Origin of the sequence: Agrococcus jejuensis, from assembly GCF_900099705.1 — a bacterium.
GTDB lineage: Bacteria > Actinomycetota > Actinomycetes > Actinomycetales > Microbacteriaceae > Agrococcus > Agrococcus jejuensis.
In genome coordinates, this window is record NZ_LT629695.1 from 2,607,215 (window position 1) to 2,628,551 (window position 21,337).

The window sequence follows — 21,337 nt, forward strand, 5'->3', positions numbered from 1 at the left end:
GGGGTCAGGACCTCGCCATGAGCGCCTGGATCTCGGTCGCGTCGCCGTAGACGACCTTCGAGTCGTAGGGGCGGTCGGGGTATGCGCCGTACTGCAGCGCGATGTCGAGGCCGTGGCTCTCGATGAACCGCTCGACCTGCGTGCCGAGCGCGACGGGCTCGCCCGAGCACACGTTGAGCACGCCGTGCACCTCGTCCTGCAGCGCGACCGTGGCGATCTGGCGGCCGAGCTCGTCGACCTGGATGAAGTCGAACTGGGCCTTCCCGCTCGTGAACGGGAACGTCGTCTTGCCGGCCTCGGCGGCCTCGAGCAGCTTCGTGAAGATCGACTGGTTCTGCCGGTCGTCGCCGAGGATGTAGAACGCGCGCAGCCACTGCACGGTCGTCGTGGGCGCGATGTGCGCGAGCACCGCGCGACGCAGGGCGTCCTTCGCGATGCCGTAGAGCGACAGCGGGTTCGTGGGCGTCTCGGCCGTGATGGCGCCCTCGTGCCTGCCGATCTCGTGCATGGTGCCGAGCGCCGCGATGCGACCCACGCCCGCGCGCGAGAACGCGTCGAGCACGCGGAAGTGGTCGGAGAGCCGCAGCATGTGCTGCGGGGCGTTGTGGGCGAAGCCCGCCTCCCACGCGAGGTGCACGAGCGCGTCGGCGGGCGGCTCGAGCAGCGTCGACAGGTCGGACGCGGGGTCGAGGAGGTCGAGCTCGGCGATGCGAGCGCGCTCGTCGACCCGATCGCCGCGGCCCGGCCGCACGACCGCCGTGACCTCGGCGCCCGCGTCGAGCAGGGCGGTGACGACGTGCCTGCCGACGTAGCCGGCGGCTCCTGTGACGATCACGTGCTGCGCAGTCATGGCTTCCGATCCTAGCCCGCCGCGCCGATCCTCCCGGCCCCGCGGCTCAGCGGCCGGGCTCGAGCGCGCCGCGCCACGTGATCTGGTGCGAGGCCTTCACGGCGCACACGACGACGAGCAGCCAGCCGAGCTCGTAGAGCAGGATGCTCGACGCGAAGCCCGACACGATGACGACGGCGAGCACGAGCGCGGGCCACACGTAGACGACCGAGCGGCGGCGCGACGCGAGCAGCCACGACCGCGCCGCGGCGGCAGCGAGCGCGAGCACGAGCGCCGCGAAGCCGATGACGCCCACCTGCACGAGCGCGTCGATCCAGGCGCTCGAGGCGTCGACGACCTGGCGCGACTGCACGTTCGCGATCTCGGAGTACGGGGCGACGTCGAGGTTCCACCTGCCCACGAAGCCGCGGCCCTCGAGCCACTGCGACTGCAGGCGCTGCAGCGCGAGCACCTGGCGCCACACGTCGATGCGGTAGAGCGCCTCGGTCGTGCCGCCGAGCAACGTCACGATGGGCCAGCGCGCCGCGTAGGCGACGACGCCGACGGCGACGATGGCGAGCACGACGACGACCTGCCTGCTCGTGCGCAGCGCGGTGGGGGCGGCACGGATGAACGCGAGCGCGCCGTACGCGGCGATCGCGACGATCGCGAGGGCGATCGCCATCGACGAGCGGCTCAGCAGCAGCGCCGCGACGGCGCCCGCGATCCAGCCGAGCGCCGGCAGCAGGGGGAGCGAGCGCATCCGCAGCTCGACGACGAACGTCACGAGGGCGAGCACCGCGACGACGCCGAGCAGCTCCGCGCGACCCATGAGGCCCTGCACGGGGCCGAGGCGCAGCAGGTTGCCGTGCACGCCGAGGCCCGGCAGCGGCATGTCCAGCACGACGCCCAGCAGCATCTCGACGACGAACGAGGCGGCGAGCACGAGGCGCAGCACGGCGCCGAACGCGCGCACGATCTGCGAGATGTCGCGGGCGAGCGCGATGTACGCGCCGAGCACCGCGAAGGCGACGAGCTCGAGCACGCCGCCGAACGCCGCGGCCGGATAGCGCGACCAGACGATCGTGAGCGCCGCGTACACGACGAACGTCGCGAGCGTCACGGGCACGTGCCGCACCTCGAGCTCGAGCCGCAGCGACCACAGCGAGCCCGCGCACAGCAGCACGAGCACGGCGAGCACGCCCGCGAGCCCCGCCCATCCCGACAGGCGCACGATGAGCGGCGCGAGCACCGCGGTGCCGATCGCGACGGTCGAGAGCGCCTGCACGAAGCGGGCCTGGCCGAGCACGTGCTCGACGGTCTCGATCAGTCGTGTCATGCGGACGCCCGCTCCCGCTCGCGGACGGGCGTGCGCCCGACCGCGAGGGCGACGAGCAGCACGAAGCCGAGCTCGATGAGCGGGCGCGACTCGGCGAGGCCCTGCACGAGCAGGGCGACGAGCAGCAGCACGGGCACGGCGGCGAGCGCGGCGTCGCGTCCCGACGCGGCGGCGAGCCCGCGGCCGGCGCGCACGAACGCGACGACCTGCAGCGCCACCCACACGACGAGGCCGACGACGCCGAGCTGCATGAGCACGTCGAGCACGACCGAGTGCGCCTGCAGGTACTGCACGCCGTCGACGATCGCGAGCGTGTCGAACGGCGGCACCCACGGCTGCCAGTAGCCGAGCCAGCCGACGCCCACGACGGGGCTCGTCGACCACAGGTCGACGACGGCCGACCAGATGCCGAGCCTGCCCGTGAGGTCGGCGTCGCGGCCCACGAGGGCCAGCACCGTGTCGCGGGCGAGCACGAGCGTGAGCGCACCGGCGACCGCGGCGCCCGCGATGCCGACGACGAGCGCCCGCCGGTGCGCGCGCAGCCCGCGCCACGCGACGAGCACGAGCGCGACGGCGACGACGGCGGCGAGCGCCGCGAGCACCGTGGCCGAGCGCGTGAGCGCGATCGTCACGAGCGGCAGCGCGATCCACGCGGGCCACGCGCGCAGCCTGCCCGCGAGCGCGAGGCCGCACGCGAGCACGAGCGCGACGAGCGCCAGCATCGCGAGCAGGTTGGCGTTGCCGGGCAGGCCCTGGATGCGGCCGCCGTCGAGCAGCAGTCCGCGCGACCAGGCGAAGGCCGCAGGCACGTCGCCCGAGTAGTCCGCGCCCGGCGGCGGCACGAGCGGATACACGCGGCCCCCGACCGCGACGGCCACGACGAGCTCGAAGAGCAGCGACGCGGCGAGCACGCCCTGCAGCACGAGGTGCAGCAGCGCGAGCATCCGATCGCGCTCGATCGTCGCGAGCAGCAGGCCCGTCGCGATCGACGCGAGCTGGATCGCCGCGCCCAGCAGCGTCGCGGGCGGCGAGATGGCCCAGATCGCCGACAGCGGCATGAGCACGGCGAGCGCGAGCAGGGGACGGGGGAGCGCGAGCACGCGCACGCGAGCCTGCACGAGCGCGACGACGATCACGATGGCGCCGACGGCGCACAGCGCGCCCCACGCCGGGTAGCCGATGAGGTAGCGCACCCCGTCGCCGAGCGCGAGCACCGCGACGACGCACAGCGCGAGCGTCGTGCTCGTGCGCTGTCCCATCGTCCCATCGTGGCATGCGCGAACCTCCCATCCATCTCGACGCGACGTCACGGACACCTCGGTGCTGTACGGTGCAGCCGTCCGGCAGAAGGAGCCCCATCCGTGACGACGACGCTCGTGCTCATCCCGACCTACGACGAGGTCGAGTCGCTGCCCGTGACGCTCGCGCGGCTCTTCGCCGCAGCGCCCACCGTCGACGTGCTCGTGATCGATGACGCGAGCCCCGACGGCACGGGTGCGCTCGCCGAGTCGATGGCGGCCGACGACCCGCGCATCTCGGTGCTGCACCGGCCGGGCAAGCAGGGGCTCGGCGCCGCGTACGTCGCCGGGTTCCTCGAGGGTCTCGCGCGCGGCTACGACGTGCTCGTCGAGATGGATGCCGACGGCTCGCACCCGCCCGAGCGGCTGCCCGCGATGCTCGACGCCGTGGCTGCGGGCGCCGACCTCGTGATCGGGTCGCGGTGGATGCGCGGCGGCTCGGTCGTCGACTGGCCGCTGCGTCGCGAGCTGCTGAGCCGCGGCGCCAACGTCTACGCACGCGCCGTGCTCGCGACGCACGTGCACGACATGACCGCCGGCTACCGCGCGTACCGCGCCGACCTGCTGCGCTCCATCCCGCTCGACGAGGTGCGCAGCCAGGGCTACGGCTTCCAGATCGAGATGACGCTGCAGGCGCTCGACGCCGGCGGCAGCGTCGTCGAGGTGCCGATCGCGTTCCGCGAGCGCGAGGCGGGCGTCTCGAAGATGTCGGGCGCCATCATCGGCGAGGCGTTCACGAAGGTCGCCGGCTGGGGCGCGGGGCGCGCGCTCGCCCGCATCCGCGCGCTGCTGGGCCGCCCGGAGCGCGTCACCGCCCCTCGCTGAGCGCGGCCGGGTGCGCCCGGGTGGGACGATGGAGGCGATGACGTCTCCCGCGGCGCGGCCCATGCGCCGCGACATCCAGGTGCTGCGCGCCGTCGCCGTGGGCGTCGTGCTGCTGTACCACCTGTGGCCGAACCGGTTCCCGGGCGGCTTCGTGGGCGTCGACGTGTTCTTCGTCGTGTCGGGCCTGCTCATCACGTCGCACCTGCTGCGCGAGGCCGAGACGCCGCGGGGCATCCGCCCCGTCGCGTTCTGGGCGAACCGCGTGCGACGACTGCTGCCGCTCGCGGTCGTGGTGCTCGTCGCGACCATGCTGGGCGTGCTCGCGTGGGCACCGGCGTCGCAGGTCGCGCCGTCGATGCGGCACGCGATCGCCTCGATGCTGTCGGTCGAGAACTGGATGCTCGCCTCCGACGCCGTCGACTACCTCGCGCGCGATCAGCAGGCGCTGCCGACGCAGCACTTCTGGTCCCTGTCGGTCGAGGAGCAGTTCTACGTCGTGTGGCCGCTGCTGCTCGTCGCGGCCGTGGCCATCGCGATGCGCGCGCGGCGGGCGCGGGCGACGGCGCGTCCGATCGTCGCGCGCGACGCCGTGCGCGTGACGGTGCTCGTCGTGCTCGTCGCCTCGTTCGTCGCGAGCATCCTGCAGACGTGGCTCGCGCCCGGCCCGGCCTACTTCGCCACGACGACGCGCGCGTGGGAGCTCGCGGCGGGGGCGGCGCTCGCGGTCGTCGCGCACGACGGCGGCGCCCTGCCGGCCGCGGCGCGCGCTCGCGCCTGGCGCGCCGCGGCGTCGTGGGCTGGCCTCGCGCTCATCGTCGGCACGACGCTGCTGCTGCCCGCAGGCACGCCCTTCCCGGGGGTCGCGGCGCTGCTGCCGGTCGTCGCGGCCGTGCTGTGGCTCGTCGGCGGCGAGCACGACCGCTGGTGGTCGCCCGCCGCGCTCGGTCGCGTGCGCCCCGTCGTGTGGATGGGCGACGTGTCGTACGGCATCTACCTGTGGCACTGGCCGCTCATCGTGCTCGTGCCGTTCGCGATCGGCGCCGACCTCACGTCGCCGACCAAGGTCGGCATCGTCGCCGCGACGCTCGCGCTCGCCGGCGCGAGCGCCGTGCTCGTCGAGCGGCCGTTCCGCTTCGGTCGCGTGTGGCGCGCGCGGCCGTGGCGAGCGTTCGCGCTCGGGGCCGCGGGCGCGGTGCTCGTCGTCGCCGTCGCCGGCTCCTCCCTCGTCGCGATCGACCGCGAGCGGGCGGATGCGGCTGCCGCGGCCGAGCAGGCGCTCGCGGACTCCGACCTCGACCCCGGGCCGCTCGACGCCATCCCGCCCGCCGACCCCGACGCGACGCTCGTGCCGACGATCGCGGGCCGCGCCGACGACCGCGGCGTCATGTACGACTGCTTCGACAACGAGCACCTCGGTCCGCGCACGTGCACCTACGGGCCCGACGACGCCGACGTGCGCGTCGCGATCGTGGGCGACTCGCACGCCGCCCACCTCATCCCGGGCATCGTCGCGGCCGCCGACGCCGAGGGCTGGCGCGTCGAGACGTACGTGGGCAGGAGCTGCGACGCCGTGCTCGTCGAGGGCTGCACGGGCGGCGCGAGCATCCTCGCCGACCTCTCCGGCGGCGACTACGACCTCGTGGTCGCGTCGGGGTTCCGCGACACCTACCTCGAGCCCGCCGTGCTCGCCGAGTCGTGGCAGGCGCTGCGCGACGCGGGGCTGCCGCTCGTGCTCGTCGGCGACGTGCCGCTGCACCCGCAGGCGACGTTCGCGTGCGTCGACGCGTCGCAGGGCGACCCGGTCGCTGCGACGGCGTGCACCACGTCGCGCGCCGAGGCGATCGACGCGCTGCCGTCGACGCAGCTGACGTGGGCCGCGGAGCACGACGTGCCGACGATCGACCTCACGGCGCCGTTCTGCGATCCCGAGGCGTGCGCGAGCGTGCTCGACGGCGTCGTCGTCTACCAGGACTCGCCGTCGTCGCACCTCACGGCCACGATGTCGACGCGGCTCGCCCCGTTGTGGCGCGCCGAGCTCGGCGCGATCCTCGCCGCCGGCGGCTAGGCAGCGCCGGCGGCGCGCTCGCGCTCGACGCGCGCGAGCACCTGCGACAGGGCCTCGCCGTCGCTCGCGCCGAGGGCCTTCGCCATGCGCCGCAGCACGGCGTGCATGACCGAGAGCTCCGACTCGGCGCGGTCGACGGTCGTCGCGATGCGCGGCCGCAGCCCCGCATCCTGCACCGCGAGGGCGATGACGTCGCCCCACGCGTCGATGCCCATGCGCTCGCGCGAGCTGCCGAGACGCTCGGCGAGCGGCACGAGGCCGTCGCGGCGCACCCACGCCGTCGCGCCCTCGGGGCGCAGGGGAGCGGCGGAGCGGCTGCGGACCTGCAGCGCGAACAGCTGCTCGCCCGTCGCGACGCCCTCGTGGCCGAGCCTGCCGAACCAGCCACGATGCAGGGCGGGCGGCGCGACGAGCATGCCGAGCGCCGGCTCGTCGTCGAACGCGGCCGGCGCACCGCCGCGGCCGAGCGCGAGCGAGGCGACGAGCGCCTCGCGGCGCGAGTCCGCGTCGATGCCGAGCGGCGCATCCACGGGGAAGCCGTCGACGCCGAGCAGCAGCACGATCGGCTCGTCGACCCCGGCGACGGCCTCGACGTGGTGGTGCTCGACGATCGCCACGTCGACGCCGTCGAGCAGCGTCGCGGCGTCGCCGCGGGCGCGCAGCAGCTCGACGCGGTTGCGCGTGCCCGCCACGACGACGCGGTCGGCGCTCGACCGCGCGAGCGCGAGGCGCTCGACGAGGCGGTCGCCGAGCTCGACGATCGCGACCGACGCCTGCTGCGACACGGCCGCGTCGGGCAGCACGAGCCAGTCGTGCATCGTCTCGAGCGTCTCGCGCTGGTCGGCGGAGCGGGCGAGGTGCGCGTCGAGCACGCGCACGTCGTACGCGCCCGTCTCGCGCAGGAAGTCGTAGAGCTCGCGCGCGTTGCGCGTCGCGTGCTCGTCGAGCACGCTCGCGACGCCCGCGAACAGCGTCTTGCGCTTCACGATGGGGGAGCCGCGGCGGATCATCTCGACCGGCAGCGAGTTGAGCGGGTACAGCGTCGTGCCGAGCAGGTCGGACGTGTCGACGTAGACGTCCCATGTGAAGCCGATGCGCTCGAAGTGCTGCGTGAAGCGCGCCTCGTGCTTCGCGACGGCGTGCGCGTAGTCGGGGATGGGCGGCAGGTCGTCCCAGTAGGCGCGGAACACCTCGGAGGCGAGCATCGAGCGCCGCACGGCGATCCAATGCGACTGCAGGTGCAGCGGCAGGTAGGGCTGCTCGAGCAGCCCCCACGGGTCGAACGGGGCGCCGTGGTGCACCGTCACGCCCCAGTAGTCGAGGTCGCGCGCATCCATGTCGTCGAACATCGCGCCGAACGACGCCGTGGGCCCGAGGATCGTGAAGTTGAACATCACGAGCTCGTCGGTCTCGGCGAGCTCGTCCCAGCCGACGTGCTCGATGGCCGTCTTGTACGCCCACGAGTCGAAGCCCTCGTTCGAGCGCTGCACGACGTCGGCCCCCAATGCCTCGAAGCGGGCGCGGGATGCGTCGTCGAGCGCGCCGTTCACGACGACCACGAGGCGCGTGAGGTGCGGCATGACGCCGTCGAGCAGCGTGAAGACCGTCTCGTCGGCGACGCCGTCGGCGTCGTAGAAGAAGAAGACGCCCGTGCGACGCACGGCGTCGACGTTCGACAGCCGCATCAGCCTCTCCGCAGGCCCACGCGACGCAGGGCGCGGCCCGCGAGGCTGCGACCCTTGCGCAGCACGCGACGCGGCAGCGTCACGCGGGCGCCGAGGTGCGCGTGCGCCTCGTCGAGGTCGGCCTGCAGCGCGAGCGTGCGGCCCTGCGACGAGCGCAGCTGCGCCCGCTCGGTGGCCCGCTCGCGCTCGAGCCGCGACAGCTCGCCGCGCAACCGCTCGTTCTCGGCGCGCAGGGTCGCCAGCTCCGACTCGCTCATGCCCACGAGCCTACGGCGTCACGCGAAGGCGGCCCGCCCCGTGATGGCGCGGCCCACGATGAGCTGGTTCATCTGGAACGTGCCCTCGTACGAGTAGAGCGCCTCGGCGTCGGCGAAGAAGCGCGCGACGTCGTGGTCGGTGACGATGCCGTTGCCGCCGCACACCTCGCGGCACCAGCCCACGACCTCGCGCATGCGCGCGGTCGTGAACGCCTTCGCGAGCGCCGAGTGCGCATCCTCCTGGGTGCCCTCGTCCTGCATGCGCGACACCTGCGCGCACAGGGCGATGGATGCCGTGATCGCGCCGAGCGACTTCGCGAGCAGGTCCTGCACGAGCTGGTGGCCGGCGATGGGCTGGCCGAACTGCTCGCGCTCGCCCGTGTAGCGCACGGCGGCCTCGTAGGCGCCGGCCATGACGCCGACGGCGGCCCACGCGACCTCGGCGCGCGTGAGGCGCAGCACGCGCGCGGTGTCGCGGAACGAGTCGGCGCGCTGCAGGCGCAGCGACTCGGGCACGCGCACGCCCTCGAGCACGATGTCGGCGTTCTGCACCATGCGCAGCGCGATCTTGCGCTCGATCTTCGTCGCCGAGAAGCCCGGCGTCGTCGTGGGCACGATGAAGCCCTTCACCTGGTCGTCGGCGACGTCCTTCGCCCAGATGATGACGACGTCGGCGAACGTGGCGTTGCCGATCCACCGCTTCGCGCCGTCGAGCACCCACGCGTCGCCGTCGCGGCGCGCGGTCGTGCGCAGGCCGCGGGCCGAGTCGGAGCCCGAGAGCGGCTCGGTGAGGCCGAAGGCGCCGATGACCTCGCCCGACGCGAGGCGCGGCAGCCATTCGGTGCGCTGCTCGGGCGAGCCGCACGCGCCGATCGAGCCGGCGGCGAGGCCGTTCTGCACGCCGACGAAGGTCGAGAGGGACGCGTCGACGCGGGCCATCTCGAGCGCGGCCCAGCCGCGGTAGACGGCGGAGGCGGGGAAGGTCTGCGTCTCCTCCCACGAGTGCCCGAGCACGCCCGTCGCCGCGATGGCGGGGATGACGTCCATGGGGAACTCGTCGCGGTGCCAGTGCTCGTCGACGACGGCGCGCATGGGCTCCATCGCGGCGCGCAGGCCGGCGATGGCCTCCTGCTCGCGCTCGGTGAGCTGCGACTCCATCCCGTAGAAGTCGCTGGGCAGCTGGGTGAGGGTCATGGGGCTCCTTCGGCGCACGAACGGCTCGCAGCCTACGCACGGCGGCTGCGAGCGCGCACGCGTGTTGTAGCGTCGCTCACCATGAGCGACGGCACGTCCCCGGTCGGCTTGGCGCGCATCGCCAACGCGGTGCGCGACTACGCGTGGGGCAGCGAGACGCTCGTGGCCGAGTACCTCGGCACCGAGCCGTCGGGCGGTCCCGAGGCCGAGGTGTGGCTCGGCGCCCATCCCGCATGGCCCGCACGGCTCGACGACGGCACGCCGCTCGACGCGGCGCTCGCCGCCGCCGGCGCCACCCAGCCTGGCATCCTGCTGAAGGTGCTCGCGGCCGCGCACGCGCTGTCGCTGCAGGTGCATCCGTCGCCGGCGCAGGCGCGCGCGGGGTTCGCGGCCGAGGAGGCGGCGGGCGTGCCGCTCGACGCGTCGCACCGCTCGTACAAGGATCCGCGCTCGAAGCCAGAGCTCATCGTGGCCGTGACGCCGTTCGAGGCGCTCTCGGGGTTCCAGCCCGCGGCCCGCACGCTCGCGGTGCTCGACGCGCTCGCGGCGATCGACGTGCGCGTCGCCCCGTACGCCGAGCGCGTGCGCGCGTCGACGCGCGAGGCGCTCGCGTGGCTGCTCACGGGAGGCGACGACGTGGATGCGGTCGTCGCGGGCGTCGTCGCCGCCGCGCCGTCGCTGCCCGCCGAGCACGCCGCGGCCGCCGACACCGTCGCGCGCCTGCACGCCGACTACCCCGGCGACGCGGGCATCGCGACGGCGCTCATGCTGCACCGCGTCTCGCTCGCGCCCGGCGAGGGCGTGTTCCTGCCCGCCGGCAACCTGCACGCCTACCTCTCGGGTCTCGGCATCGAGCTCATGGAGGCGAGCGACAACGTGCTGCGCGGCGGCCTCACCCCCAAGCACGTCGACCGCGACGAGCTGCTGCGCATCGTCGACGTGACGCCCGTCGACGACCCGATGCTGCATCCCATCGCACTGTCGGGAGCGACGGCGTACCGGCCCGACGCGGCCTTCGAGCTGCGCCACGTCGAGGGCTCGCACACGGCGGATGGCGCGGCGTGCGCGATCGTGCTCGCGGCGTCGCCGACCGTCGTCGAGGTGGCGGGGGAGCGGCTGGCGCTCGCTCGCGGCGAGGCGGCGTTCGCCGCGGCACCGGCATCGATCCGGGTCGACGCGCCCGACGCATGGCTCGCCCTCGAGGTGCGCGACACGCCGTGAGCGCGGGCTCCCGGCAGTGTCGTCGGCGCGCCGTAGGATTCGCGACTTGACGCGAGGGGAATCACAACGGTGTAATTGTCCAATCACGCCGCAGGCCGAGCGGCGTCACTGGGAATTGGAGCACCGCATGCGCGACGCGAACCGCCGCAGCGTTCCCGAAGACTGGTTCATCGACCCCATCCAGCTGGGTGTGCCCGGATCCCCGCTCCGCCGGACCACACCCGTCGAGTCCGACGAGGATGGGCAGCTCGCATGGCAGGTCGACGCACTCTGCGCACAGACGGACCCCGAGGCGTTCTTCCCCGAGAAGGGCGGCTCGACGCGTGATGCGAAGCGCATCTGCGAGGGATGCGACGTGCGCGCGCAGTGCCTCGACTATGCGTTGCAGAACGACGAGCGCTTCGGCATCTGGGGCGGGCTCTCCGAGCGCGAGCGCCGCCGCCTGCGCCGTTCCGCCTGAGCACGTCGCAGCACCCTCCTCACCCGTGTCCCGCACCGGGGCACGAGGGCTTCGAGCGATGCTCAGCGCGCGTAGGCTGAGCGCATGCTGGCAATGACCATGATGGTGCGCGACGAGGCCGACGTCATCGCCGCCACCGTCGAGCACCATCTCGCGCAGGGGTTCGATCACCTCATCGTGACCGACAACGCCTCGACCGACGGCACCCGCGAGATCCTCGAGGAGTACGCGCAGCACGCACCCCTCACGCTCCACCACGACCCCGAGCACCGCAAGCAGCAGGCGCGGGTCGTCACGTCGATGGCGCGCGAGGCCGCGCGCATGGGCGCGACGTGGGTCGTGAACGGCGACGCCGACGAGTTCGTGCTGCCCGTCGACCGCTCGACGACCGTCGCCGCCGTGCTCGCCGCGATGCCCACGTCGCTGCGCGCGTTCACGGTGCCCGTCGTGAACATGGTCGGCCCGATCGCCGAGACCGGCTCGGGCATCGGCAGGCTGCGGATGCGCGACGAGCGATCGCTCGAGGCGCTGCAGGCGGCGGGCGTGCTCGCGCACCCCACGCCCAACGCCATCCACGTCGGCGACCCCGAGGTCGAGGTCGCGCACGGCAACCACTTCACGTCGATCGAGCAGCACGGGGAGGTGCCCGACGAGCTCGCGCTCGAGGTGCTGCACCTGCCGTGGCGCTCGGCGACGCAGTTCGCGCGCAAGACCGAGAACATGGGTCGCGGCTACGAGGCCAACCCGCAGCTGCGGCCGAGCGCCAACCACCACGGCATGCGCGACTGGCGTCGCATGCGCGCCGGCGTGCTGCTGCCGTTCCTCGCGCTGCGCATGCCCACGAGCGACGACCTCGCCCAGCAGGGCTTCGTCGAGGACGACGCGCTCGTGACGGCGCTGCAGCTGGATGGCGTGCGCCCCGGGCTGCTCGCGGCCGCGCTCGCCGACGGCGAGGCGTACGACGACGCCGAGATCGAGCGCCTGCGCGCGCTCGCCCACGTGCTGTCGCCGCTCGACGTCGAGGCGCAGCGCGACATCGTCGTGCTGCGCGAGGAGGTCGACGACCGCAACACGCGCCTCTACGAGGCGCAGCAGCGCATCCAGCAGCTCGAGATCGCGCTGGGCGTCGCCGCCGAGGACGGCCTGCGCGAGCGCATCGCGCTCGAGGGCGCCGTCGTCGACGCGCGCGGCCAGGCAGACCGGGCGCGTGCCGAGCTCGCGGGCGTGCAGCAGGCGCTCGAGGCGCTCGAGGCGCAGCCCGTCATGCGGGCGAGCCGCGCGGTGTCGCGGGCGCTGCGCTCGCGCTGACTTCGCGGCGCACCGACGTCGTTGCCGCTGCGCGCGCCCATGCGTGCCTAGCCTTGCCGGGTGCGTCAGCGTGTCCTCGTCGTGCTCGCCGTGCGGAACGGCGCCGACTCCCTCCAGCAGACGCTCGATGCGATCGCGGCGCAAGCCGTGACCCCCGAGCGCGTCGTCGTCGTGGACGCGCGCAGCACCGACGCGTCGCGCTCGCTGCTGCAGGCCGCGGGCAACGCGATCGTCGACGCGCCGTCGACCGCGTCGTTCGGCGACGCGGTGCGGGCAGGCGTCGCCGTGCTGCCCGAGGCTGCCGAGGGCGACTGGCTCTGGCTGCTCGCGCACGACTCCGTGCCGCATCCGCGCGCCCTCGAGGCGCTGCTCGGCACGGCGGAGACGAGCCCGTCGGTCGCGGTCGTCGGCCCCAAGGTCATGCGCGGCGCGCAGCCCGACACCTTCGCCGAGTACGGGCAGACCGTCACGCCGCTCGGCCGCAGCGTGCGCCTGCACGACGGCGAGCTCGACCAGGGCCAGCACGACGGCGACTCGGATGCGCTGGGCGTGGCCGAGGCGGGCGTGCTCGTGCGCCGCGACGTGCTCGACGCGCTCGGCGGCTTCGACCCCGCGCTGCCGAGCGTCGACGCGGGGCTCGACCTCGGCATCCGCGCGCGCCTCGCCGGGCACCGCGTCGCGCTGCAGCCGGATGCGCGCGTGCGGCGCGACGGCGGGCCCGAGCACTTCCGCCTGCGTCGCGTGTCGGAGGCGCGGCGCACGCGCATCGCGCGGTCGGCGCAGCTGCATCGCCGGCTCGCGTACGCGCCCGCGGCGCTCGTGCCGCTGCACTGGCTCGCGCTCCTGCCGCTCGCGCTCGTGCGCTCGCTGGGCCACGTGCTCGCGAAGCGGCCGGGCAGCATCCCGTCGGAGTGGGCGGCCGCCGCGACCGCGGCCGTGCGCCTCGGCCGCGTCGCGCGCGCCCGCCGCCGCATCCGCCGCACTCGCGTCGCGACGTGGAGCGACCTGCGGCCGCTGCGCGTCACGTGGCGCGCGCTGCGCGAGCACCGGCAGCGCGTGGGCGACGACGTCGACCACAACGCGCGCGTCGTCGACGAGCGCGTCGGCTTCGTCGAGGGGGCCGCGCTGTGGGTCGCGGCGCTCGCCGCGGTCGTCGGCGTGCTCGTGCTCGCACCGCTCATCGGCTCCGGCGGCCTCACCGGCGGGGCGCTGCTGCCGCTCGACGGCTCGGTCGCGCGCCTCTGGGCCGACGTGACGTGGGGCGTGCGCGACGGTGTGGGCTCGGTCGTGGGGCCCGCCGACGCGTTCGCGCTGCTCGTCGCGACGCTCGGCTCCCTCACGCCGTGGTCGCCGTCGGTCGCGATCATCGTGCTGCTGCTCGCCGCCGCGCCGCTGTCGGCCGTGACGGGCTGGGCCTTCGTGCGCTCGATCACGACGAGCAGGTGGATGCCGACGGCCGCCGCCGCGGTCTGGGCGTTCGCGCCGACGCTGCTGCTCGCGGTGCACGAGGGCCGCATCGGCGCCGTCGTCGCGCACGTGCTGCTGCCCGTCGCCGCGGCGTGCGCGCTGCAGGCGTGGTCGTCGTGGCGTGCGACGGGCGGCGCGGCGCTCGCGATCGGGCTCGTGGTCGCGGGGGCGCCGTCGCTGCTGCCCGCCGTCGCGGTGGGCGTCGTCGCGATCGCCGTCGTGCGGTGGCGCGCGCCGCGCGTGCTGCTCGCGCTCGTGCCCGCCCTGCTGCTCGTCGGCCCGACCGTGGCGTGGCAGTGGCTCGCGGGCACGCCGCTCGCCGCGCTCGCCGACCCCGGGGTGCCGCACGCGAGCGAGCAGGCGACGCCGTTGCAGCTGCTGCTGGGCATGCCCGTCGGCGACCTCGGCGGCATCGGCGTCGTCGCCGACGCCGTGGGCCTCGACGCCAGGTGGATCGCCGTCGTGCTGGCGGCGCCGCTGCTGCTCGTCGCGATCGCCGCGCCGTTCCTGCGCGCGCGCGCGCTGCTGCCGATGGCCGTCGCGGCGCTGGGCCTCGCGACCGCCATCGGGCAGACGCACGTCGCGGTCGCCTCCGACGGCACCGAGGTCGTGCCCCTGTGGGCCGGCAGCGGCGTGAGCCTGCTGCTGCTCGGCCTGCTCGCGTCGGCGACGCGCACGATCGACGTGCTCGACGCGCGCGGCGGCGTGCCGATGTCGGCCGTCACGCTCGTCGCCGCGGTCGGCGCCGCCCCCGCCGTCGTGCTCGGCATGCTCATGCCGGCGCTCGAGCCCGCGCCCGAGCGCTCGCTGCCCGCCTTCGTCGTCGCGGATGCCGACGCGAACGTCGGCACCCTCGTCATCACGCCCCTCGACGACGGCACGGTCGCCGCGCGCATCGAGCGCGGCGTCGGAGCGTCGCTGACGGATGCGTCGACGCTCGTCGAGACCGTGGGCGTCGGACCGCGTGCCGAGCAGCTCGCGGTCGTCGCCGCCAACCTCGTCGCTGGCGGCGGCGACGTCGACGCCGACCTCGACGACTGGTCGGTGCGCTACGTGCTGCTCGCCGACGGCGACGCCGCGCTCGGCGCCGTCGTCGAGTCGAGCCTCGCCGAGCGCGACGGGCTCGCGTCGATCGGCGACACCGCGCTCGGCGTGCTGTGGCAGCGCGACGTCGAGGTGGCGCCGGCCGAGCCGACGACGACCTGGTCGTGGGCGCTGCTCGCCGCGCAGCTGCTCGCGGTCGCCGCCGCGATCGTGCTCGCGCTGCCGTCGGCGCGCAGGGGAGCGCGCGGACGATCGCGACGCTCGAGGATCGTGAAGGACTGGGCATGAGCGACGACCGCACGGCACCCGACGAGCACGGCGACGAGCCCGTCGAGGAGACGCCCGCCGAGGCGGCCGCCGAGCAGGCGCCGTCCGAGGACGCGCCCGCCCACGACGCGCCGATCGACGAGACGTCCGCCGACGATCCGTCGACCGAGGAGACGCGCGGCGACGACGCCGACGAGCCGACCGTCGACCTCGCGACCGACGTCACCGCGACCGACCGCGAGGCCGCCGCGATCGAGGCCGCCGAGCGCGCCCGCGGCGTCGAGCCGCGCTCCGTCGGGCTCTGGGGCCTGCGGGCGACGGCCGGCGTCGCGGTCGTCGCGCTCGGACTGCTCGGCGTCGTCGCGGCACCGAGCCTGCCGATGGTGCAGGCCGACCCGCGCATCGCATCCGTCGCGCCCGACGCGCCCGAGGAGGTGCGCACGTGCGCCGGCCCGCTCCTCGCGATCGGCGACGCGAGCGGCGACGCCGGCGCCATCGGCGTGCTGGCCCAGGCGCAGCTGCAGGCGGCGTCCGACGAGCAGGACGCCGCGAGCGTCGCAGGCGTCGACGCGACCGCGACCGTGCTGCGCGGCACCGACGTGTCGGGCGCCGAGTGGCTCTCGGTCGACGACGACACGGCGTTCGGCGCGGCCGCGAGCGCATGCGTCGAGCCCGCGACGACGCAGTGGCTCGTCGGCGGCTCGACGACGACGGGCCGCTCGAGCGTGCTCACGATCGCGAATCCCGGCACGACCGCCACGTCGGTCGACGTCGAGGTGCACGGCACCGACGGGCGCATCGACGCCGTCGGCAGCACGGGCATCGCGATCGCGGCCGGCTCCGTCGTGCTCGTCGACCTCGCATCCCTCGCGCCGGGCGTGGCCTCGCCCGTCGTGCACGTGACGTCGACGGGCGGCCCCGTCTCCGCCCACCTGCAGCACCGGGTCGTCCGTACGCTGCAGCCGGGCGGCGTCGACGTCGTCGACCCGTCGCAGGCCAGCCGCTCCATCGCGATCCCGGGCGTGACGATCGGGGATGCGACGGGCCTGCAGACGCAGGCGGGCTTCGAGGATGCCGTGCCGGCGCTGCGCGTGCTGGCCGGCGAGTCCACGCAGGTCACGATCACGACGATCTCCGACGGCGGCGATCCCATCGCGTCGACGCTCGACCTCGTGGGCGATCAGGTCTCGGAGGTCGACCTCTCGGGCCTCGCGCCGGGCACGTACGCGTTCACGATCGAGTCCGACGTGCCGATCGTCGCCGCCGCGCGGCAGATCCGCGTCGACGGCGACCGCATCGACCTCGACTGGGTGCAGGGGCAGAGCGCGCCGATCGAGGGCTCGACGACCGTCGCGATCGCCGCGGGCCCGTCGCCGCGCCTCCACCTGCTCAACGTGGGCGACGACCCGCAGACCGTCACGATCGGCGGCGGCTTCGAGGTCGTCGTCGCGCCCGACGAGCTCGCGACCGTCGAGGTCGGCGGTGGCGTCACGACGACGATCGAGGCCGACGACGTCGTGGCTGCCGTGACGTACGCGGGCAGCGAGGGCATCGGCGGCTACGCCATCACGCCGCGCATCGCGGCGCGCGAGGGCATCGACGTCGTGCTCTGACGCGACGCCGACGCGTTAGTGGTGCCGGTAGCGGTCGGGCGCGATCTCCCACGGCTCGCGGCCGATGAGCTCGGCCGCCGCACGGAAGATGCACGACTCGATCGCCACGCGCTTGTGCCAGTCGTCGTCGACGTGCAGCTGCACGAGCCGTTGGATCGGCAGGCGGAAGACCGTGATGGTGCGCTCGCGGTGGTCGACCCACCACTGCGGCACCTCGCGCGCGAGCGGCGCGAGCTCCGACGGCGGCATGTCGGCCCAGCGGAACCGCACGCCCGCGAGCTCGTCGGGCCACTGGCCCATGAGGTACTCGGCGGCGTCGGCCAGCACGTCCTCGAAGCGCGTCTGCCGCGACTCGAGCAGTGGCAGCACGGGACCCGCGATCGACGATCGCGCCCCGCGATCGTGGCGTCGACGGGTGCGTGCTCGGGGCATGGCTCCATCGTACGAGTAGCCTGGGCCGGATGGACGGCAGGATGTGCTCCAGGCCCACGTGCCGCAACTACGCCGACCGCACGCTCACGTACGACTACGACGACCGGATGATGGCGATCGGACCCCTGCTCGACGCGCGGCAGGAGGGCGGCTACGACCTGTGCGACGTGCACGCCGCCCGCATCCAGCCGCCCGCGGGGTGGACGATCGTGCAGCACCGCGCCGACGCGTGACCGACCGCCGACGAAGGATTGGATCGACCATGACCGACGCCGACGCCCTCCACGCCATCGTGAAGGCCTACGACGTGCGCGGGCTCGTCGACGGCCAGCTCACGCCCACGGTCGTGCGCGCCCTCGGCGCCGCGTTCGCCGACGAGGTCGGCACCGAGGCTCCGATCGTCATCGGCTTCGACATGCGCCCGTCGTCGCCCGAGCTCGCGGATGCGGCCGCCGACGGCATCCGCGCCCGCGGCGGCGACGTCGTGCGCATCGGGCTGTGCTCGACCGACGAGTCGTACTTCGCCTCCGGCAGCCTCGCGGCGCCCGCGATCATGTTCACCGCCTCGCACAACCCGGCGGCGTACAACGGCATGAAGCTGTCGCGCGCCGGCGCGCAGGCCATGAGCCTCGACACGGGCCTCGCGGCGATCCGCGACCGCGCCGCCGCGTACCTCGAGTCCGGCATCCCGTCGGTCGACAGCCCCGGGTCGCTCGTCGAGCGCGACGTGCTCGGCGACTACGCGGCGCACCTGCGTGCGCTCGTCGACCTCTCGGGCATCCGCCCGCTCAAGGTCGTCGTCGACGCCGCGAACGGCATGGGCGGCATGACGGTGCCCGCCGTGCTCGGCACCGAGGCGGGGCTCGCGGCGCTGCCGATCGAGATCGTGCCGATGTACTTCGAGCTCGACGGCACCTTCCCGAACCACGAGGCGAACCCGCTCGAGCCGAAGAACCTCGTCGACCTGCAGGCCGCCGTCGTGCAGCACGACGCCGACCTCGGCCTCGCGTTCGATGGCGACGCCGACCGCTGCTTCGTCGTCGACGAGCACGGGGCCGCCGTGTCGCCGTCGGCGATCTCGGCGATCGTCGCGCTGCGCGAGGTGCGTCGCGTGCGGGCCGAGGGCGAGACCGACGTCGTCGTGCTGCACAACCTCATCTCGTCGCGCATCGTGCCCGAGACGATCGTCGCCGCCGGCGCGACGCCCGTGCGCACGCGCGTCGGCCACTCGCTCATCAAGGGCGAGATGGCGCGCACGAACGCGGTCTTCGGCGGCGAGCACAGCGCCCACTACTACTTCCGCGACTTCTACGGCGCCGACAACGGCATGCTCGCTGCCATGCACGTGCTCGCCGAGCTCGGCGCATCCGCCGAGCCCATGTCGGCGCTCGGCGACCGATTCACGCCCTATGCGGCGTCGGGCGAGATCAACTCGACGGTGCACGACGTGCCCGCCGCGTACGCCCGCATCGTCGAGGCGTTCGCGCACGATGGCGTGCTCGACGAGCTCGACGGGCTCTTCATCACGGCGCACGACGGCACGTGGTGGATGTCGGTGCGCCCGTCGAACACCGAGCCGCTGCTGCGCCTCAACGTCGAGGCGGAGGAGATCGCCGTCATGGAGCACCTGAGGGACGCCGCGCTCGAGCTGATCCGCGCCTAGACACGCCCGGGATGCGCCCGATTGGGCGAGAGCCCGGTCGGCACCGTACTGTTCTAACTCGTCACCCCAAAGGTGCCGGCCCCGGTAGGGGTCCGGGCCTCAAGTGGGGGCCACCTCTTCTGCAGCTCCTTCGCAGTCCGGACTCGTGCCGTGACGCTGGGTCGCCGCAGAGGAGAGTCACTCGACTGCGTCGAGGCTTCGCGTCGGTTCGTTCCGGCCGCAGGCCGCGACACGCCGGATTTGCTCCGGCCCGGTCGCGGTGGTAATCTTCTCAGGTTGCCATCTCGCGGAGAGTCGCGTGGCAGCCAAGTAGGGCCTCGATGCAATCCCGGGAGGGTGCGGTCGGGAGCGCCCGATCCTTGAGAACTCAACAGCGTGCACAATGTCAAATGCCAAATTACCTCGTCGTGTCTTCGGATGCGTTGAGATTCCTTTGGACACATTGAGATTGTCAGTGACAATCCACTTGTCAGATTCAAACTCGCTGCCACTTCGGTGGTATGCAAATTTTCTTTACGGAGAGTTTGATCCTGGCTCAGGATGAACGCTGGCGGCGTGCTTAACACATGCAAGTCGAACGATGAAGGGGGAGCTTGCTCCTCTGGATTAGTGGCGAACGGGTGAGTAACACGTGAGCAATCTGCCCCTGACTCTGGGATAAGCGCTGGAAACGGCGTCTAATACCGGATACGAGCCGAGCAGGCATCTGCATCGGTTGGAAAGAACTTCGGTCAGGGATGAGCTCGCGGCCTATCAGCTTGTTGGTGAGGTAATGGCTCACCAAGGCGACGACGGGTAGCCGGCCTGAGAGGGTGACCGGCCACACTGGGACTGAGACACGGCCCAGACTCCTACGGGAGGCAGCAGTGGGGAATATTGCACAATGGGCGCAAGCCTGATGCAGCAACGCCGCGTGAGGGACGAAGGCCTTCGGGTTGTAAACCTCTTTTAGCAGGGAAGAAGCGAGAGTGACGGTACCTGCAGAAAAAGCACCGGCTAACTACGTGCCAGCAGCCGCGGTAATACGTAGGGTGCGAGCGTTATCCGGAATTATTGGGCGTAAAGAGCTCGTAGGCGGTCTGTCGCGTCTGCTGTGAAAACCCGAGGCTCAACCTCGGGCTTGCAGTGGGTACGGGCAGACTAGAGTGCGGTAGGGGAGATTGGAATTCCTGGTGTAGCGGTGGAATGCGCAGATATCAGGAGGAACACCGATGGCGAAGGCAGATCTCTGGGCCGTTACTGACGCTGAGGAGCGAAAGCGTGGGGAGCAAACAGGCTTAGATACCCTGGTAGTCCACGCCGTAAACGTTGGGAACTAGATGTGGGGACCATTCCACGGTCTCCGTGTCGTAGCTAACGCATTAAGTTCCCCGCCTGGGGAGTACGGCCGCAAGGCTAAAACTCAAAGGAATTGACGGGGGCCCGCACAAGCGGCGGAGCATGCGGATTAATTCGATGCAACGCGAAGAACCTTACCAAGGCTTGACATATACGAGAACGCACTGGAGACAGTGAACTCTTTGGACACTCGTAAACAGGTGGTGCATGGTTGTCGTCAGCTCGTGTCGTGAGATGTTGGGTTAAGTCCCGCAACGAGCGCAACCCTCGTCCTATGTTGCCAGCACGTCATGGTGGGAACTCATGGGATACTGCCGGGGTCAACTCGGAGGAAGGTGGGGATGAGGTCAAATCATCATGCCCCTTATGTCTTGGGCTTCACGCATGCTACAATGGCCGGTACAATGGGCTGCGATACCGTAAGGTGGAGCGAATCCCAAAAAGCCGGTCTCAGTTCGGATTGAGGTCTGCAACTCGACCTCATGAAGTCGGAGTCGCTAGTAATCGCAGATCAGCAACGCTGCGGTGAATACGTTCCCGGGCCTTGTACACACCGCCCGTCAAGTCATGAAAGTCGGTAACACCCGAAGCCGGTGGCCTAACCCTTGTGGAGGGAGCCGTCGAAGGTGGGATCGGTAATTAGGACTAAGTCGTAACAAGGTAGCCGTACCGGAAGGTGCGGCTGGATCACCTCCTTTCTAAGGAGCTTCTCGCAGGATTCGTCTTGCGCAGAGCCACCATGGTCGCGAATGTCGACCGGTGGATGCTCATGGGTGGAACATTGACATTGGCGCTCCTCGAGCGCTGTTGCCTTCTAGTACGGCCGGCTTTGGTCGGCAAGGAACGAAGGCGCAGCGTAGACGGGGGCGCATGCACGCTGTTGGGTCCTGAGGGACCGGACGAGTCGCTTCGGCGATCCGTGCTGACCCTCGGACCATCATGATCCAGCCAGGAGGCTGTGGGAGTGGTGGGACCGACCGTATGTTGAGAACTACACAGTGGACGCGAGCATCTTAGAGCTTCCGGACTTTC

General features: G+C 72.6%; 16 protein-coding genes and 1 rRNA gene. 10 read left to right on the forward strand and 7 right to left on the reverse strand.

Annotated elements, in window-relative coordinates:
• Window positions 1-4 precede the first annotated feature (4 nt).
• From BLQ67_RS12245 to BLQ67_RS12255, 3 genes are read right to left on the reverse strand one after another with little or no spacing between them, the layout of a single operon-like run.
• Window positions 5-850, reverse strand: a complete 846-nt coding sequence (locus tag BLQ67_RS12245; protein WP_092505453.1) for an NAD-dependent epimerase/dehydratase family protein — start codon at window positions 848-850, stop codon at window positions 5-7.
• Between the two features lie 46 nt (window positions 851-896).
• Window positions 897-2,168: a hypothetical protein gene (locus BLQ67_RS12250; RefSeq protein WP_092505455.1), complete on the reverse strand. Its 1,272-nt coding sequence runs from the start codon at window positions 2,166-2,168 to the stop codon at window positions 897-899.
• Complete coding sequence (locus tag BLQ67_RS12255) at window positions 2,165-3,427, reverse strand: O-antigen ligase family protein (RefSeq protein WP_092505457.1); 1,263 nt, start codon at window positions 3,425-3,427, stop codon at window positions 2,165-2,167. Before BLQ67_RS12255 ends, BLQ67_RS12250 begins: the two co-directional genes overlap by 4 nt.
• Window positions 3,428-3,529: 102 nt before the next feature.
• On the opposite strand from BLQ67_RS12255, the gene BLQ67_RS12260 reads away from it, so the two are divergent.
• Both BLQ67_RS12260 and BLQ67_RS12265 read left to right on the forward strand, forming a co-directional pair.
• Window positions 3,530-4,291 (forward strand): polyprenol monophosphomannose synthase, encoded by a 762-nt coding sequence (locus tag BLQ67_RS12260; protein ID WP_197674604.1) that lies wholly within the window; start codon window positions 3,530-3,532, stop codon window positions 4,289-4,291.
• Between the two features lie 37 nt (window positions 4,292-4,328).
• A complete protein-coding gene (locus tag BLQ67_RS12265; protein ID WP_157674835.1) occupies window positions 4,329-6,356 on the forward strand; it encodes an acyltransferase family protein in 2,028 nt (675 codons plus the stop codon).
• On the opposite strand, the gene BLQ67_RS12270 is transcribed toward BLQ67_RS12265, so the two are convergent.
• Genes BLQ67_RS12270 through BLQ67_RS12280 form a run of 3 tightly spaced genes read right to left on the reverse strand, consistent with a single transcriptional unit; the run spans window position 6,353 to window position 9,492 of the window.
• Window positions 6,353-8,041: a rhamnan synthesis F family protein gene (locus BLQ67_RS12270; protein WP_092505460.1), complete on the reverse strand. Its 1,689-nt coding sequence runs from the start codon at window positions 8,039-8,041 to the stop codon at window positions 6,353-6,355. The genes BLQ67_RS12265 and BLQ67_RS12270 overlap by 4 nt on opposite strands.
• Complete coding sequence (locus tag BLQ67_RS12275; protein WP_092505462.1) at window positions 8,041-8,298, reverse strand: hypothetical protein; 258 nt, start codon at window positions 8,296-8,298, stop codon at window positions 8,041-8,043. Before BLQ67_RS12275 ends, BLQ67_RS12270 begins: the two co-directional genes overlap by 1 nt.
• Window positions 8,299-8,316: 18 nt before the next feature.
• Window positions 8,317-9,492 (reverse strand): acyl-CoA dehydrogenase family protein, encoded by a 1,176-nt coding sequence (locus BLQ67_RS12280; protein ID WP_092505464.1) that lies wholly within the window; start codon window positions 9,490-9,492, stop codon window positions 8,317-8,319.
• A gap of 81 nt (window positions 9,493-9,573) precedes the next feature.
• Between BLQ67_RS12280 and manA the strand changes: the two genes are divergently transcribed.
• From manA to BLQ67_RS12305, 5 genes are all read left to right on the forward strand, one after another.
• Window positions 9,574-10,713: a mannose-6-phosphate isomerase, class I gene (manA, locus tag BLQ67_RS12285; RefSeq protein WP_231945044.1), complete on the forward strand. Its 1,140-nt coding sequence runs from the start codon at window positions 9,574-9,576 to the stop codon at window positions 10,711-10,713.
• A 127-nt stretch (window positions 10,714-10,840) separates the two neighbouring features.
• Window positions 10,841-11,173, forward strand: coding sequence for a WhiB family transcriptional regulator (locus BLQ67_RS12290; RefSeq protein WP_092505466.1), 333 nt, complete (start codon window positions 10,841-10,843; stop codon window positions 11,171-11,173).
• Window positions 11,174-11,257: 84 nt separating this feature from the next.
• Window positions 11,258-12,481 carry a glycosyltransferase family 2 protein gene (locus BLQ67_RS12295; RefSeq protein ID WP_092505468.1) on the forward strand — a complete coding sequence of 408 codons (1,224 nt, stop codon included), beginning with the start codon at window positions 11,258-11,260 and terminating at the stop codon, window positions 12,479-12,481.
• A 60-nt stretch (window positions 12,482-12,541) separates the two neighbouring features.
• Window positions 12,542-15,280 carry a glycosyltransferase gene (locus BLQ67_RS12300; RefSeq protein ID WP_092505470.1) on the forward strand — a complete coding sequence of 913 codons (2,739 nt, stop codon included), beginning with the start codon at window positions 12,542-12,544 and terminating at the stop codon, window positions 15,278-15,280.
• On the forward strand, window positions 15,277-16,872 hold the full coding sequence (locus BLQ67_RS12305; protein ID WP_092505472.1) for a DUF5719 family protein: 1,596 nt from the start codon (window positions 15,277-15,279) through the stop codon (window positions 16,870-16,872). Before BLQ67_RS12300 ends, BLQ67_RS12305 begins: the two co-directional genes overlap by 4 nt.
• 15 nt (window positions 16,873-16,887) lie before the next feature.
• Here BLQ67_RS12305 and BLQ67_RS12310 read toward each other — a convergent pair whose 3' ends face one another.
• On the reverse strand, window positions 16,888-17,304 hold the full coding sequence (locus BLQ67_RS12310; protein WP_092505474.1) for a metallopeptidase family protein: 417 nt from the start codon (window positions 17,302-17,304) through the stop codon (window positions 16,888-16,890).
• A 29-nt stretch (window positions 17,305-17,333) separates the two neighbouring features.
• On the opposite strand from BLQ67_RS12310, the gene BLQ67_RS12315 reads away from it, so the two are divergent.
• The 3 genes from BLQ67_RS12315 (at window position 17,334) to BLQ67_RS12325 (ending at window position 21,003) form a co-directional block, all read left to right on the forward strand.
• The gene (locus BLQ67_RS12315; RefSeq protein ID WP_092505476.1) at window positions 17,334-17,537 is read left to right on the forward strand and encodes a DUF3499 family protein; all 204 of its coding nucleotides are present in this window, start codon (window positions 17,334-17,336) and stop codon (window positions 17,535-17,537) included.
• Between the two features lie 29 nt (window positions 17,538-17,566).
• The gene (locus BLQ67_RS12320) at window positions 17,567-18,967 is read left to right on the forward strand and encodes a phosphomannomutase/phosphoglucomutase (RefSeq protein WP_092505478.1); all 1,401 of its coding nucleotides are present in this window, start codon (window positions 17,567-17,569) and stop codon (window positions 18,965-18,967) included.
• A 512-nt stretch (window positions 18,968-19,479) separates the two neighbouring features.
• A 16S ribosomal RNA gene (locus BLQ67_RS12325) occupies window positions 19,480-21,003 on the forward strand.
• The last annotated feature ends 334 nt before the right edge of the window (window positions 21,004-21,337 follow it).